The following is a 14,321-nucleotide window of genomic DNA, read 5'->3' as shown; positions in this document are numbered from 1 at the left end:
GGCGGTCAGCCGCGGCGCAGCCGGCCGAGCAGTCCGCCGGTGGTGCCCAGGGTGCGGGCGGCCAGCTGCAGGATCGGCCCGCCGGGGATGCCCGGCGCCGACTGCACGATCGGCGCCAGCTCGAGCAGCCCGGCGAGCTGGTGCACCCGCAGCCGCCGGCGGGCCAGCGCGACCACCGGGTTGACCCGCCCGGACGCGGCGTCCAGCAGCAGGTCGGCCGGCGCCTCGACCGCGGTGCCCGGCGCCTCCCCGGGCGCGAGCCGGCGCACCGTCCACCCGGCGCCGTCGGCGGCGAACGCCCAGCCGCCGTCCGGGGTGACCAGGGCCGCCCCGGCCGTGATGCCGCCGGCGGCGGCCAGCGCGCCGGTGACGTCGGCGAGGGCGGCGAGCCCGGACTGCAGCACCTCCGCCGGCGGTGCCGGGGCGCCGGCGGAGACCAGGTCCAGGCCGTGCACGGCCAGCTCGTAGGCCTGGCCGAGCACCACGCTGAGCACCGGCAGCCGGCCGACGGTGGAGACCGTCGGTGCGGTGTCCAGCCACGCCGGCTCCTCGGCCAGGTACCGCTGGGTGGCGAGCCGGGCCGCCCGCAGCGCGGCGAGCACCTCCGCACGGGAGGCGTCCCGGTGCGCGGCGGTGACCCGGGCGTTCACCGCGTCGGGGTCGGCGGCCGGGCCGCGGCCACCGGCGTGCGCGTCCGCCACCAGCCCGGCGAGCGCGGCGTGGTCGGGCCAGACGCCGAGGTGCACGCACACCTCCTGGGCCCGCCAGCCGGGCAGCCGGGTGCCGCGGCGCAGGTCGACGGCGGCGGCCTGGTCGAGGAAGGCGTCCCAGGCGGCGAGCACCCGGCGGCCCACCTCGTCCCGGCCGGCGTCGGCCATCCCGCGGGGCACGGTCACCGGGCCGGGCTGCCCAGCGCCAGCAGGGTGCGCAGGGTGGCGACCAGGGCGAGCGGCTGGTCGAGCATCGGGTGGTGGCCGGCGTCGGGGAGCTCGACCACCGGCATCGGCCCGCGCACCAGGCCGGCCATCTCGGCGGCCATCGCGGCCGACACCAGCCCGTGCTCGCAGCGCAGCAGGGTCAGCGGCACGGTCACGCCGGGCAGCAGGTCGCGCAGCAGCAGCCGGGTGCCGAAGAAGTCCGGGTCGAACGCCCAGGTCCAGCCGCCCTCGACCGGGCGGAGCGAGCCGCGGGCGACGTGCTCGCGCACGTAGGGCAGCAGCACCTCCTGCGGCGGCAGCGTGCGGAACCGGGTCATGGCCTCCTCGACCGAGGCGTACACCCGGTGCGGACGGCGGCGCTCCCGCAGCCGCTCCTCGTCCGGCGGCCGGTCGTTGAGCGGGGAGTCCACGACCACCAGGGCTGAGACCTCGGCGGCGTGCTCGACCCCCACGCTCACCGCGACCCAGCCGCCCATGCTGTGGCCGACGACCACTGGCCGGTCCAGCTCCTCCGCGGCGGCCACGGCGACGACCTCGCGGGCCCACAGCAGGGGGTCGTACCGGTCCCGGCGGTCGCTGGCGCCGTGCCCGGTGAGGTCGAGCGCCACCACCCGCCGTCCGGGCAGCAGCGGCGCCACGTGGTCCCACCAGCCGGAGTGGGCGGCCCCGCCGTGCACCAGCACGACCCCAGGGGCCCCGGCCGGCCCCCAGACCCGGTACGCGACCCGGGCACCGGCGACGACGACGTCCCGGTGCTCCGGCGGCTGGGCGAGGGCCTGGGCGAACCACGTCGGGACGGTCATCCCCGGATCCTGCCCGACGGCCTCAGCGGCCCTTCAGCAGCTCCTCGAAGGAGGTCTCCGGGTCGGCGAAGGGGTCGGCCGGCCGGACGGCGGCCGGCCGCCCGGCGAGGACGTCGGCCAGCTCGCCGGCGGCCCGGTCGACCCGGGACGCCAGCGAGGAGGAGCCGCCGCCGGCCCAGTCCTCGGACGCCGCGAACACCCCGGTCGGCACCGGCACCGCCCGCAGGTAGGCGAACAGCGGCCGCATCGCGAACTCCACGACCAGCGAGTGCCGCGCCGTCCCCGCGGTGGCGCCGAGGAGCACCGGGGTGCCGGTCAGCGCGTCCTTGTCCAGGACGTCGAAGAAGGTCTTGAACAGGCCGCTGTAGGAGGCGGAGAAGACCGGGGTCACCGCGATGACCGCGTCGGCGCCGACCACCGTGTCGATGGCGGCCTGCAGCGACTCGCCGGCGAACCCGCTGGTCAGGTTGTCGGCGAGGTCCCGGGCGTGCCCGCGGAGCTCGACCACCTCGACGGTGGCGTCGTCCCCGCGGGCGCGCAGCGCCGCGACCGTGGCCGCGCTGAGCCGGTCGGCCAGCAGCCGGGTGGAGCTGGGGTTGCCCAGCCCGGCGCTGACCACCGCGATCGTCCGGGTGGTCATGCCTGCGCCACCTCGACGGTGCGCCCGGTGACGTCGTCGGCGGGGGCGTGGACGGTGACGTCCTTCGCCCCGCCGGCGGCGGCGACCAGGCTGGCGTGGGTCGGCGCGTCCGGCACGTGCGCCGGCTTGAGCGCGGCGAACTCGCGGCGGAGCACCGGCACGACCTCCTCGCCCAGGATGTCCAGCTGCTCGAGCACCGTCTTCAGCGGCAGCCCGGCGTGGTCGAGGAGGAACAGCTGGCGCTGGTAGTCACCCACGTAGTCGCGGAAGCCCAGGGTCCGCTCGATGACCTGCTCGGGGGAGCCGACGGTCAGCGGCGTCTGCGTGCTGAACTCCTCCAGCGAGGGGCCACCGCCGTAGACCGGGGCGGCGTCGAAGTAGGGGCGGAACTCGCGGACGGCGTCCTGGCTGTTCTTCCGCATGAACACCTGCCCACCGAGGCCGACGATCGCCTGGTCGGCGCTGCCGTGGCCGTAGTGCTCGAAGCGGCGGCGGTAGAACTCGACCATTCGCTGGGTGTGCTCCGGCGGCCAGAAGATGTGGTTGTGGAAGAAGCCGTCGCCGTAGTAGGCGGCCTGCTCGGCGATCTGCGGGCTGCGGATCGAGCCGTGCCAGACGAACGGCGGGACGCCGTCCAGCGGGCGGGGCGTGGAGGTGAAGCCCTGCAGCGGGGTCCGGAACTGGCCGGTCCAGTCGACGACGTCCTCGCGCCACAGCCGGCGCAGCAGCTGGTAGTTCTCCACTGCCAGCGGGATGCCGTCGCGGATGTCACGCCCGAACCACGGGTAGACCGGCCCGGTGTTGCCGCGGCCCATCATGAGGTCGACCCGGCCGTCGGCCACGTGCTGGAGCGTGGCGAAGTCCTCGGCGATCTTCACCGGGTCGGTGGTGGTGATCAGCGTCGTGGACGTCGACAGGACGATCTTCTCGGTCTTCGCCGCGATGTAGCCCAGCGTCGTGGTGGGGGAGGAGACGACGAACGGCGGGTTGTGGTGCTGGCCCTGCGCGAAGACGTCCAGTCCCACCTCCTCGGCCTTGAGCGCGATCGCGATCATCGCCTTGAGCCGCTCGGCCTCGGTGGGCGTGCGGCCGGTGGTCGGGTCGGCCGTGACGTCGCCGACGGTGAAGATCCCGAACTGCATCTCGTGCTCCAAGTGATTGAGAGTGCAACTACTGTCTGGGGGAACCGGCGGGGGACCCCGGGCATTCCCGCCTCCGGACGCGACAGCGCCCCCGGTCCGCGGGGACCGGGGGCGCTGCGCGGGTGGGGCGTCAGTCGAGCGGGTCGACCGCCTCGTGGGCGTCGACGGACCCGGCGAGCCGGGCCAGCGCCCAGTCGCCGTCACCGAGCAGGTGGTCGATCGCGGTGAGCCGGCTGGTGTAGTGGCCCACCTTGTACTCGGCGGTGACGCCGATCCCGCCGTGCAGCTGGATCGCCTCCTTGCCGATGTGCCGCGACGCCCGGCTGGCCTGCAGCCGTGCCCGGTCGGCGGCGGCCACCACGTCACCGTCGGCGTCCACCACCAGCGTCGCCCACATGACCGTGCTGCGGGCCAGCTCCAGGGAGACGTACATGTCGGCCGCCCGGAAGGTGAGCGCCTGGAACTTGCTCAGCGGCACGCCGAACTGCTTGCGCGCCTTGAGGTACTCCGCGGTGGTGGTCAGCGCGGTCTCCATGGCCCCGAGCGCCTCGTGGCCGTAGGCCACCCGGGCCCGGGCCAGCGCCTTCTCCACCACGGCCGTCTGGTCGCCGGTGCCCTCGCCCAGCGGCTCGGCGGGGGTGCCGGCGAAGGCGACCTTCGCCGACCGGGTGCCGTCGTGGTTGCGGTGGCCGGACCGGGTGAGGCCCTCGGCGTCGCCCTGCACGAGGAACAGCCGGGTCCCGCCGTCCACGGCGGCGCTGACCACCAGCACGTCGGCGCGGGCCCCGTTCGGCACCGGCTCCTTGACCCCGGACAGCCGCCAGGAGCCGCCGTCGGAGGTGGCCGTGACCGCGCGGGCCGCCGGGTCCCAGCGGGAGCCGGTCTCGGTGTGCGCGAACGCCGGCACCAGCGAGCCCTCGGCGAGAGCCCCCAGCACCTCGGCCCGCTGGGCCGCGGTGCCCAGGTCGGCCACCAGCCCGCCGGCGAGGACCACGGCCTCGACGAACGGCTCGGGCGCCAGCACCCGGCCGATCTCCTCGGCCACGATGGACACCTCCACCGGGCCGGCGCCCATCCCGCCGTCGGCCTCGGCGAAGGGGAGACCGAGCACCCCCATCTCGGCCAGCCGGCTCCAGGTCTTCTCGTCGAAGCCCGGGTCGGTGGCGACCACCGCCCGGCGCTGCTCGCTGTCGCCGTAGGCGCGGGCGAGCAGGGCGCTCACCGCCTCGCGGAGGCCGTTCTGCTCGTCGTCGTAGCTGAAGTCCATGGTCAGGTCACAACCCCAGGATCGAGCCGGCGATGATGGTGCGCTGCACTTCGTTCGAGCCGCCGTAGATGGACACCTTGCGGTAGTTCAGGTAGTTCGGCGCAGCGACCTGCGCCCACTCCGGCACGTCGGAGTCCCCGTCGTCGGAGAACGAGGGCAGCGACAGCGGGCCGGCGATGTCGACCAGCAGCTCGGTCGCCGCCTGCTGCAGCTCCGAGCCGCGCAGCTTGAGCACCGAGGACGCCGGGTGCGGCCGGCCGCCGGCGGAGTTCGCGACCACCCGCAGCGCGGTGAGCTCCAGGGCGAGCAGGTCGTTCTCGATCTCGGCGATCCGGGCCCGCAGGTACGGGTCGTCCAGCAGCGGGGCGCCCCCGGAGGTGATCTCCCGGGCGTGCTGCTTGGCCTCGATGAGCATCCGCTTGGTGGAGCCGATCCGGGCGATGCCGACCCGCTCGTTGCCGAGCAGGAACTTGGCGTAGTCCCAGCCGTGGTTCTCCTCGCCGACGAGGTTCTCCGCGGGCACCCGGACGTCCTCGAAGAAGACCTCGTTGACCTCGAAACCGCCGTCGAGCAGCTCGATCGGCCGCAGCGTGATGCCGGGGGAGTCCATCGGGAACAGCAGCAGCGAGATGCCGCGCTGCTTCTTGTCCGCGGTGGGGTCGGTGCGGACCAGGCAGAAGATCCAGTCGGCGTGCTGGCCCAGCGTCGTCCAGGTCTTCTGGCCGTTGACCACCCAGTCGTCGCCGTCCCGGACGGCGGTGGTGCGGAGCGAGGCCAGGTCGGAGCCGGCGTCGGGCTCGGAGAAGCCCTGGCACCACCAGATGTCCAGGCTGGCCGTCGCCGGCAGGAAGCGCTCCTTCTGCTCCTGCGAGCCGAAGGTCGCGATGACCGGGCCGATCATGCTGGCGTTGAAGGCGAGCGGCTCGGGCACGTTGGCCAGCTGCATCTCCTCGCGCCAGATGTGGCGCTGCAGCGGCGTCCAGTCCTTGCCGCCCCACTCGACCGGCCAGTGCGGCACGGCCAGGCCCGCGGCGTTGAGCACCTGCTGGGCCTCGACGAACTGTTCCTTGGTCAGCTCCCGGTGGGCCGCGACCGCGTCCCGGATCGGCTGCGGCACCGCGGTGGTGAAGAAGGTGCGCATCTCGTCCCGGAAGGCCTGGTCCTCCGGCGACAGGTGCAAGCGCATGGGACCTCATTTCCCGACGGCAGCTCTGCCGTCTCGACGTGGAGGGGTCGAACATCCCACATGACCTACCGCCCGGTAACTCCGGGTCGACCGCGGTCACCCGGTGTGGCCACCGGCGCGGCCACCCGCCCCGTTGGGGGGAACTCGGCGGCTCCTGCTGGAGAGCCCGGCGCCGCACGCCGACGGTGGTACGACGTGGGCAGCGCGCCCGCGACGGGGCAGGGGAGACGGGTTGGCAGCCAGCACACGCCGGGTGGAGGCCCACCCCGCGTCGCCGGAGACCGTGGCGGCGGTGTTCCACGCGGTCAGCGTCAGCGACGCGATGGCCGTGCTCGTGGTCGAGCCCGTCGCCGGGGTGCTGCGCGTCAGCTGGACCAACGAGAAGGCCGTCGCCCTGCTCGGCTACGCCGCCGAGGACCTGCGCGCCCTGCCGGTGGAGCAGCTGCTGCCCAGCCTGGCCGGCGGCGAGCTGCGGCTGCTGCTGCGCCGGGAGCGCGCCGTCCGGATGGCCCTGCCCGTCCGCAGCGCCTCCGGTGCCCTGCTCGACTGCGCCGTCTCCGCGGTCCCCGCACCCGCCGGCCGGCGCTGGACGGTCCGGTTCACCTCGTCGGCGAGCGAGACCGAGCGGACGCTGCGGGCCACCGCGGACGCCCACGAGCGGCGGTTCTCCACCCTCACCGAGCGGTCGCCGGTGCCGACCCTGCTGTCCGAGCAGGGCCTGCGGCTGGCGCACGTCAACGACGCGTGCTGCGCCCTGGTCGGCCGGCAGGCCGAGGAGCTGCTGGGCACCGGCTGGCTCGACGTCGTCCACCCCGACGACCTGGACGCCGTCGTGGAGACCGCCGCGGCGGTCCTCGGCGCCGGGGGCGAGGCCGAGGACGGCGAGGTGACCGCCCGGCTGGTCCGCGCCGACGGCACCGGGCGCAGCACGGTCGTCCGCTTCTCCCACCTCTTCACCCCCGGGGTGGGGGCCGGTTTCGTGGCCACGATCGAGGACATCACCGAGCGGCTGGCCTTCGAGGCGCGGCTGGCCCACCAGGCCAACCACGACCCGCTCACCGGCCTGCCCAACCGGACGCTGCTCGCCGCGCACGTCGCGGAGCGGTTCCACCCCGGCGAGGGCCGGCTGGCGTGCATCTTCCTCGACCTGGACAACTTCAAGGTGGTCAACGACTCCCTCGGGCACGCCGCGGGCGACCGGCTGCTGGTCGAGCTGGCCCGCCGGCTGCGGGTCACCGTGCGCCCCGGTGACCTGGTCGCCCGGTTCGGCGGGGACGAGTTCGTCGTGGTCTGCCAGGACGTCGGCGAGGACGCCGCGGTGGCGCTGGCCGAGCGGATCCGCACGGCGCTGCGCCAGCCGGTCGCCCTCGGCGGGGTGGAGCTCCACCCCGCCGCCAGCGTCGGCGTCACCGTGCAGACCAGCGAGCACACCGCGCCCGAGGAGCTCATCCGCGACTGCGACACCGCCATGTACCAGGCCAAGGCGCTCGGCAAGGGCCGGATCACCGTGCTGGACTCCCAGGCCCGGGCCGGGGCGCGGGACAAGCTGCGGCTGGTCGCCGACCTGCGCGAGGCCATCGAGCGGCGCGAGGTCACGCTGGTGTACCAGCCGATCTTCAGCACCGCGGAGGGGACCGCCGTGGCGGTGGAGGCGCTGGCCCGCTGGCAGCACCCGGTGCGCGGGGCGATCCCGCCGAGCACGTTCGTGCCGCTGGCCGAGGAGAGCGGCCTCGTCGGCGGCCTGGGGCTGCTGGTGCTCGACGAGACCTGCCGCCAGGTCGCCGCCTGGGACGCCGAGCTGGGCGACGCCGCCCCGGCCCGGGCCAACGTGAACGTCTCCGCACTCCAGCTGGACGCCAACCTGCACGGCTCCGTCGCGCAGGCGCTGCAGCGGCACGGGCTGCACCCGAGCCGGCTGTCGATCGAGATCACCGAGTCGGCGCTGGTGAAGGACCCGGCGGCCGCCCGGGCGGTGCTGCTCGACCTCCGCGACCTCGGTGTCCAGGTGTCCATCGACGACTTCGGCACCGGCTACTCCTCGCTGGCCTACCTGCGGCACCTGCCGGTCGACTGCCTCAAGGTCGACCGCTCGTTCGTCGCCGAGCTCGCCGAGGGCCACGCCGAGATCGCCTCCGCGGTGATCGCGCTGGCCGGCAGCCTCGGCCTGTGCACGGTCGCCGAGGGCGTCGAGACCCTCGAGCAGGCCGAGCTGCTGGCCGGGCTGGGCGCCACCCACCTGCAGGGGTTCTGCCTCGCCGAGCCGCTCACCGGGGCCGCCGCCGCCACCTGGTTCGCCGACCAGGCAACCGACTGGCTCGACGACCACGTCGACCGGTACCTGTGGCCGTGACCGCCCGGCCGCACGCCGTCCCGCACCCCGCCCCGGCCCTGCACCCCGCCCCGACCCCCGCCCCGGCCCTGCACCCCGCCCCGACCCCCGCCCTGGAGACGACGTGACCGCGTCCGCCGCCCCGTCCCTGGCCGTAGCGCCGACCTTCGACCTGGAGCGGGTGCTCGCCAGCATCGACAGCATGGCCGCGCAGCGCCCGGTGGCCGCCCAGATCGTGTCGGTCGCCAACACCGACGAGGCCAGCGCCAAGGAGCTGGCCCGGCTGCTCGCCTCCGACGTCGCGCTGGCCGGCCGGGTGATGAAGCTGGCCAACTCCGCGTTCTACGGGATGCGCGGCCGGGTGACCTCGCTGCAGTTCGCGGTGACCGTCGTCGGGTTCGCCACGGTGCGGACGATGGCCACCGTCGCGCTCACCGACCTGGACGACGAGGCGCGGCTGCCGGTGGACTTCTGGGAGGTGAGCACCAGCCTCGCGCTGGCCGCCTCGACGCTGGCGCCGCGGTTCGCCGAGCGCCCGCAGGACGCGCTCTGCCTGGGCCTGCTCGCTCAGCTCGGTGCCGCCCTGCTGCTCCAGCACGACCGGGACGGGTACGCCGACCTCTGGCTCGAGCAGCGGTCGCACGCCGACCGGCGGTCGGCCGAGGTGCAGCGGTACGGCATCTCCGCGCTGCGGCTGTCCTCGGTGGCGCTGGAGCAGTGGTCCTTCCCGGCCGGCATGGTGCTGCCGCTCCAGCAGGCCGAGGACCTGTCCTCCTTCCGGGGCGCCCTGCTCCGGTCGGCCTTCGAGGTCGCCGGCCGGCTGACCGACGCCGACCACGAGGAGGTCCCGATCGAGCGGGTCAGCTGCGGTCAGCTGCGCGAGCGCGACCTGCCGCCGGTGCTGGACCAGGTCCGGGCCGACGCCGGCGAGCTGCGCCGCGCCATGACCGGATGAAGGACCTCCTCTCCCCCCACGCTTCGCCAGCTCAGCGCGGGCCCCTGAGAGGAGGCCGTCCCACCCGAAGAAGCGCCCGTTCCACCCGCCGTCAGGTGCCCGGCTCCGGGTTGCTGGGCTGCGGGTCGGCGCCCACGGTGGGCAGGTACCCCGGTGCCTCGCGGGCCGCGGCCTGGTCCTCGAAGTCGGCGGCCAGGTCCAGCAGCTCGGCGTCGGCCCAGCGCGCCCCGAAGATCGAGATGCCCACCGGCAGCGCCCCGCGCGGCCCGGCGAACCCGGCCGGCACCGTGACGTTGGGGTAGCCGGCGACGGCGGCCGGGGTCGAGGTGCTGTAGACGAACGCGTCGGCCTGCCCGTCCAGGTACTGGTACCGGGTCTGCCAGGCCGGGGTGTTGGTCAACCCGACGATCGCGGCCAGGTCGTCCTCCGGACCGGCGCCCTGCGCGAGCACCTCGTCGATCGAGGCGCGGGCCAGCTGGCGGATCCGGTCCCGCGTCGCCTGCACGGCCGGGTCGTCGGCCGGGACGGCGGTCGCCTGCGCCTGCTCGAACAGCTCCTGCCCGAAGTACGCCAGCTCCACCGGGTCCTGCGCGTTGAAGGCGATCAGCCCGGCCAGGTCGGCCGGGTGGTCGCCGGGGGTGGCCGCCAGGTAGGCGTCGAGGTCCCGCTTGAACTCGGCCAGCAGCGCCGGCGTCTCACCGGCGCCGATCTCCTGCTGGTAGGCCAGCTGCACCGGCACCGGGGTGGCACCGGCCGCCTCCAGCTGCTTGACCGCGGCGGCGAACACCGCCTCGGTCGCGTCGTCGACCTGCGCGGACTCCTCCGGCGTCAGCGTCCAGACGCCGACCCGCGCGCCCTGCAGCGCGTCGAGGTCCAGCTCGGCCGCGACGGGCAGCTCGGCCGGGGCCTCCGCGGTGGCCGCGTCGGCGTCGTCCCGGCCGGCGATCACGTCGAGCACCAGCGCCGCGTCCACCGCGTGCCGGGCCATCGGACCGGCGGTGTCCTGCTCGGCGGAGATGGGCACGATGCCGTCCCGGCTGACCAGCCCGAGGGTCGGCTTGAGGCCGACGACCCCGTTCTGGCCGGCGGGGCAGACGATCGAGCCGTCGGTCTCGGTGCCGATCGACACCTGGGCGAGCGAGGCGGCCACGCCGACGGCCGAGCCGGAGGACGAGCCGCACGGGTTGCGGTCGAGCACGTAGGGGCTCGCGGTCTGCCCGCCCACGCCGCTCCACCCGCTGGTCGAGTCGGCGCCGCGGAAGTTCGCCCACTCCGACAGGTTGGCCTTGCCGATCACGACGGCGCCGGCCTCGCGCAGCCGCCGGGTGGTCGTGGCGTCGTCCGGCTCGCTGTCCAGCAGCGCGCGCGACCCGGCGGTCGTGGGCAGCTGCTCGGTGTCCACGTTGTCCTTGAGCAGCACCGGGATGCCCTCCAGCGGGCTGCGCGGGCCCCCGTCGGCGCGGGCCCGGTCGCTGGCCGCCGCGTCCTCCCGGGCGTCCGGGGAGACGCTCAGCACCGCGCCCAGCTCGCCGTCCAGCGCGGCGATCCGCGCCAGGTAGGCCTCGGTGAGCGCGGCCGAGCTGAGCCGCCCGTCGTCCATCCGGTCCTGCAGCTCCGGGATGGTGAGCGCGTCGAGGTCCAGGTCGCGCAGCGGGAGGGTGCCCGAGCCGGCCGCGCCGGGGGCCGGGCCCGCGTCGCCGGGGGCGGCCGACACCGCGCCGGCCGGGACGAGCAGGGCGGCGGTGACCGCGGCGATCAGTGCGGCCCTCCGGCGCAGGGGACGGGTCTCGGCGCGCATGGGCTCCTCCGTGGATGCCGTCGGGTTGCCGCGGTGCCCCGCACGCTATGCCCGCAGCCGCGGTCCCGCCGGGTCGCAGCCCGGCACGCGGGACGCCGACGGGGGATGGTGGAGGGGTGTTCGACAGCGACTTCGGCCCCGACCCCCTGGCCCTGCTGGCCCGTGACCTGCTGCGCGAGCGCACCGCCGCGCTGATCGCCGAGGCCTGCGCGTGGGCGGTGGGCCTGTCCGACCAGCCGCACCACCTGCGCGTCCGCGGCCGGGTGGTGCCCACCGGGCTGACCGTGGGTGCCCGCGCGGCCACCGGGCAGCTGCTCAGCGGCGAGGAGGACGGCCGGCTCGAGCTCGGCGACGCCCGCCCGGGCAGCTTCCAGGACGTGCTGAACTCGGTCACCGCCGACGGCACGCTGGTGGCCGAGCACTTCGACCGGGAGGTGGTGGAGCCCTTCGTGCTCGACACCTGCGTGCAGGCCGCCCGACGGGCGCGGGACACCCGGGCCGCGGACTGGTCCGAGCTGCTCGACGAGCTGGGGGAGGACGGCAGCGACCTGGTCGAGGTGGTGCGGGTGGCTGAGTGGGAGGCGCCGCTGCGGATCGACGCCGAGCACCTGGTGCTCGCCGCGCTGGGGACGGCGCCGCTGGTCGAGGTGGAGGCCGAGGGGCTGCCGCTGTCGCTGGTGCGGGCCGCGGAGGCGGTGACCCGGGCGGCCGCGCCCGCACCGCCGCGGCCGTCGGGCGGCGGGCCGGACGAGCTCGCCGGGGCGCTGTTCCTGGCCGAGGCCGCCCTGCAGGGGTCCGGCCTGACCCTGCCGGTGCCGCCGGCCGAGGCCGACCGCCTGCTGGACGTGCTGCTGGCGGAGGGCGTGCTGCCCGAGGAGGTGCCCGCCCTGCTGGCGCACCTGCCGGTCGAGCCGCGCACCGCCGCGGAGGTCCGCGCCACCCTGGCCACCCTCGGCCCCGGGCGCTGAGCCGGGTCAGCCGCGCCCGCCGTCGTCGTGCGGGCCGTCGCCGGGCAGGCCGTCGCCGGGCAGCAGGACGACGTCCGCGGTGACGCCGTGCGCGTGCAGCCGCTCCGGTGCCGGGCTGTCGTAGACCACCAGCAGCCGGTCGTCGTCCAGCAGCCCGATGCCCTCGGCGTGGTCGACACCGACGCCGAAGGGCAGGTCCAGCTCCCGGGTGAGCAGCTCGTCGCGGACCACCTGCGGGGTGTCGGCGACGAGCGCCCCGTGCCAGCGGAAGACGTGCACCGGGCCGTCGAGGTCCATCGTCGGGCCGGCCAGCACCAGCAGGTCGTCCCCGTGCGGGCAGAGGTCGCGGACGCCGAGCCCGGACATCCGCAGCACGTGCTTCCGGTACGGGCGGCCGTCGTCGAACGGCTGCAGCACCAGCCGTGCCGGGTCGGCCGGGTCGACGGCGGGGCGCAGCTCGAGCACCACCGCCCAGCCGCGCAGCACCGGTCCGCGCAGGCCCAGGTACACCCGCTCCCCGGCGACCGCGATGCCCTCGACGTCCAGGCCGTTGTCCTTGCCGGGGATGGGCAGGAACGGCGCCAGGTGCTCGTCGTCGGCGAGCAGGTCGCGCAGGTCCGGGCCGGTGCTGCCGAACACCGCCGCGGCGTGCGTGTCCCCGTCGACGGTCAGCTCCCGGACGAGGGTGGGCAACCCGTCGACCTCGGCGACCGGCAGCCGCACCAGCACCTGCCGGTTGGCCTGGCCGCTGACCCGGGCCAGCCGGCGCAGCGCCTTCTCGCCGCTGTGCCGGGCCTTGACCTGCCGCCTCCGCAGGCTGTGCGAGCCGACCGCCCAGAGGAACGGGCCCTGCCGGGCCAGTCCCTCGACGTCGGCCTCCTCGTCGGCGTCCTCCCCGGGCAGCGGCACCAGGTCGGCGAGCCGGTAGCTGGTCTGCCCGGCGTACTCCGCGGGCCGGTGCGGGTCGTCGGCGACCAGCCGCTCGATCGTCGCGGTCTCGTCACCGGCGACCCAGAGCACCGGGCCGTCGCTGCGCACGGCGGAGAGGTTGGTGTGGGTGCCCGCGGCACGGGCCCCGACGGAGAACGACAGCCGCACGGTGCGCTCGATGGTCACCCCGACACCCTGGCACGGTCGCGCGCCGGGACCCCTTCCGCGAGGCGGCCGGCGGGGTCACCATGGAGGCGTCCGCATGCCCCCGGAGGGAGCGCGCCATGAGCAGCTCTGCGACCCCGGGCCCGGCCGACCGGCGCCACCGGACCACCCCGGACCCGCTCACCATGACCCCGGCCGAGAAGCTGATCGCCGAGTGGGAGGCGCGCCACGACGTGGCCGCCCGGGGCTCCCGGGCCACGCCCGGTGCCCTGCAGCACTACCTGGCGGAGAGCCGGTCCCGGGAGCGTTGCGAGGAGGCCGCGCGGGGCCGGCGGGGCGACCGGCACTGACCGGCGGGGAACCGCCCGGCCCCGGCCGCCGTTGGCCGCGCATGGACCTGGTCTGCCCGAAGTGTCAGGGGACGATGCGCACGTACGAGCGCAACGGCGTCCACGTCGACCAGTGCGCGGACTGCCGCGGCATCTTCCTCGACCGCGGTGAGCTCGAGCGCCTGGTCGACGCGGAGGACGCCTGGCACGGCGGTGCCGCCGGCGCGCCGCCGGCGGCTGCCGCGCCGCAGCGGTCGAGCCACCAGCAGCCGTTCTCGCACCCGCAGGCGCACCAGCAGGCGGCGCCCGCCGCCTCGCTCGGTGCGGTGGTGAGCGAGGTGCTCGGCCAGGTGCGGAGCAGCTCGGGCTCGTCGCACGGCTCGCACGGCGGCAAGCCGCGGAAGAAGTCGCTGATCAGCGAGCTGTTCGGCTGACCCGGGCGGCCCGCATCGCCCGGTGGTGCGGGTTGGTCATCACGCCGAGCACGTTGCCGAACGGGTCGACGACCGACGCGGTCGCGAAGCCCTCGCCGTCCCCGCGCTCGGTCAACGGCTCGTGCGCGGTGGCGCCCAGCTCCAGCAGCCGCGCGACGGTGGCCGCCAGGTCGTCGACGTCCCAGTACACGGGGGTGTCCGGCGGCGTGGCAGGTGCCGGCGTCCGCCGGTAGCGGGCGTCGATGATGCCGAGCTCGTCCTCGCTCTCGCCGACCCGGAACTCCAGGTAGCCGGGCACCGAGTAGTAGGGCTCGACGCCCAGCAGCTCGGTGTACCAGCGCCCGGCCGCGGCCAGGTCGTCGGCGTAGAAGGAGACGGTCGCCAGTTCTCGCAGCATCGCGGTGCCTCTCGTCGGGGCGGCGGGGGAGCCGCCTGGG

The 14,321-nt window shown here is 75.7% G+C and carries 14 protein-coding genes; 5 read left to right on the top strand and 9 right to left on the bottom strand.

Annotated elements, in window-relative coordinates; translation table 11 throughout:
- Positions 1 to 5: 5 nt before the first annotated feature.
- The 6 genes from HL054_RS08780 to HL054_RS08755 form a co-directional block, all read right to left on the bottom strand.
- On the bottom strand, positions 6 to 896 hold the full coding sequence (locus tag HL054_RS08780; protein ID WP_369138533.1) for a maleylpyruvate isomerase N-terminal domain-containing protein: 891 nt from the start codon (positions 894 to 896) through the stop codon (positions 6 to 8).
- A complete protein-coding gene (locus HL054_RS08775) occupies positions 893 to 1,741 on the bottom strand; it encodes an alpha/beta fold hydrolase (RefSeq protein ID WP_369138532.1) in 849 nt (282 codons plus the stop codon). The genes HL054_RS08780 and HL054_RS08775 overlap by 4 nt, the downstream gene beginning before the upstream one ends.
- Before the next feature lie 22 nt (positions 1,742 to 1,763).
- Positions 1,764 to 2,381, bottom strand: a complete 618-nt coding sequence (locus HL054_RS08770) for an FMN reductase (RefSeq protein ID WP_369138531.1) — start codon at positions 2,379 to 2,381, stop codon at positions 1,764 to 1,766.
- Positions 2,378 to 3,535 (bottom strand): LLM class flavin-dependent oxidoreductase, encoded by a 1,158-nt coding sequence (locus HL054_RS08765; RefSeq protein ID WP_369138530.1) that lies wholly within the window; start codon positions 3,533 to 3,535, stop codon positions 2,378 to 2,380. The genes HL054_RS08770 and HL054_RS08765 overlap by 4 nt, the downstream gene beginning before the upstream one ends.
- Positions 3,536 to 3,653: 118 nt before the next feature.
- The gene (locus HL054_RS08760) at positions 3,654 to 4,790 is read right to left on the bottom strand and encodes an acyl-CoA dehydrogenase family protein (RefSeq protein WP_369138529.1); all 1,137 of its coding nucleotides are present in this window, start codon (positions 4,788 to 4,790) and stop codon (positions 3,654 to 3,656) included.
- Between the two features lie 7 nt (positions 4,791 to 4,797).
- Entirely contained in the window at positions 4,798 to 5,976 is a 1,179-nt protein-coding gene (locus HL054_RS08755) for an acyl-CoA dehydrogenase family protein (protein ID WP_369138527.1), read from the bottom strand.
- Between the two features lie 232 nt (positions 5,977 to 6,208).
- On the opposite strand from HL054_RS08755, the gene HL054_RS08750 reads away from it, so the two are divergent.
- Positions 6,209 to 8,326 (top strand): putative bifunctional diguanylate cyclase/phosphodiesterase, encoded by a 2,118-nt coding sequence (locus tag HL054_RS08750; RefSeq protein ID WP_369138526.1) that lies wholly within the window; start codon positions 6,209 to 6,211, stop codon positions 8,324 to 8,326.
- A gap of 103 nt (positions 8,327 to 8,429) precedes the next feature.
- Complete coding sequence (locus tag HL054_RS08745) at positions 8,430 to 9,260, top strand: HDOD domain-containing protein (RefSeq protein WP_369138525.1); 831 nt, start codon at positions 8,430 to 8,432, stop codon at positions 9,258 to 9,260.
- A 91-nt stretch (positions 9,261 to 9,351) separates the two neighbouring features.
- Here the strand turns inward: HL054_RS08745 and HL054_RS08740 are convergent, their stop codons facing one another.
- Positions 9,352 to 11,058, bottom strand: a complete 1,707-nt coding sequence (locus tag HL054_RS08740) for an amidase (protein WP_369138523.1) — start codon at positions 11,056 to 11,058, stop codon at positions 9,352 to 9,354.
- 116 nt (positions 11,059 to 11,174) lie between these two features.
- Here HL054_RS08740 and HL054_RS08735 point away from each other — a divergent pair, with 116 nt between their 5' ends.
- The gene (locus HL054_RS08735) at positions 11,175 to 12,026 is read left to right on the top strand and encodes a hypothetical protein (protein ID WP_369138522.1); all 852 of its coding nucleotides are present in this window, start codon (positions 11,175 to 11,177) and stop codon (positions 12,024 to 12,026) included.
- Between the two features lie 6 nt (positions 12,027 to 12,032).
- Here the strand turns inward: HL054_RS08735 and HL054_RS08730 are convergent, their stop codons facing one another.
- Entirely contained in the window at positions 12,033 to 13,142 is a 1,110-nt protein-coding gene (locus HL054_RS08730) for a DUF3616 domain-containing protein (RefSeq protein ID WP_369138521.1), read from the bottom strand.
- 98 nt (positions 13,143 to 13,240) lie between these two features.
- On the opposite strand from HL054_RS08730, the gene HL054_RS08725 reads away from it, so the two are divergent.
- Both HL054_RS08725 and HL054_RS08720 read left to right on the top strand, forming a co-directional pair.
- The gene (locus HL054_RS08725) at positions 13,241 to 13,471 is read left to right on the top strand and encodes a hypothetical protein (protein ID WP_369138520.1); all 231 of its coding nucleotides are present in this window, start codon (positions 13,241 to 13,243) and stop codon (positions 13,469 to 13,471) included.
- A gap of 74 nt (positions 13,472 to 13,545) precedes the next feature.
- Positions 13,546 to 13,884, top strand: a complete 339-nt coding sequence (locus HL054_RS08720) for a zf-TFIIB domain-containing protein (RefSeq protein WP_440347927.1) — start codon at positions 13,546 to 13,548, stop codon at positions 13,882 to 13,884.
- On the opposite strand, the gene HL054_RS08715 is transcribed toward HL054_RS08720, so the two are convergent.
- The gene (locus tag HL054_RS08715) at positions 13,865 to 14,281 is read right to left on the bottom strand and encodes a VOC family protein (protein WP_369138518.1); all 417 of its coding nucleotides are present in this window, start codon (positions 14,279 to 14,281) and stop codon (positions 13,865 to 13,867) included. The genes HL054_RS08720 and HL054_RS08715 overlap by 20 nt on opposite strands.
- Between the last annotated feature and the right edge of the window lie 40 nt (positions 14,282 to 14,321).

Source organism: Modestobacter versicolor (assembly GCF_041028285.1).
Lineage (GTDB): Bacteria > Actinomycetota > Actinomycetes > Mycobacteriales > Geodermatophilaceae > Modestobacter > Modestobacter versicolor_A.
This window is presented reverse-complemented; position numbering and strand designations above follow the sequence as displayed.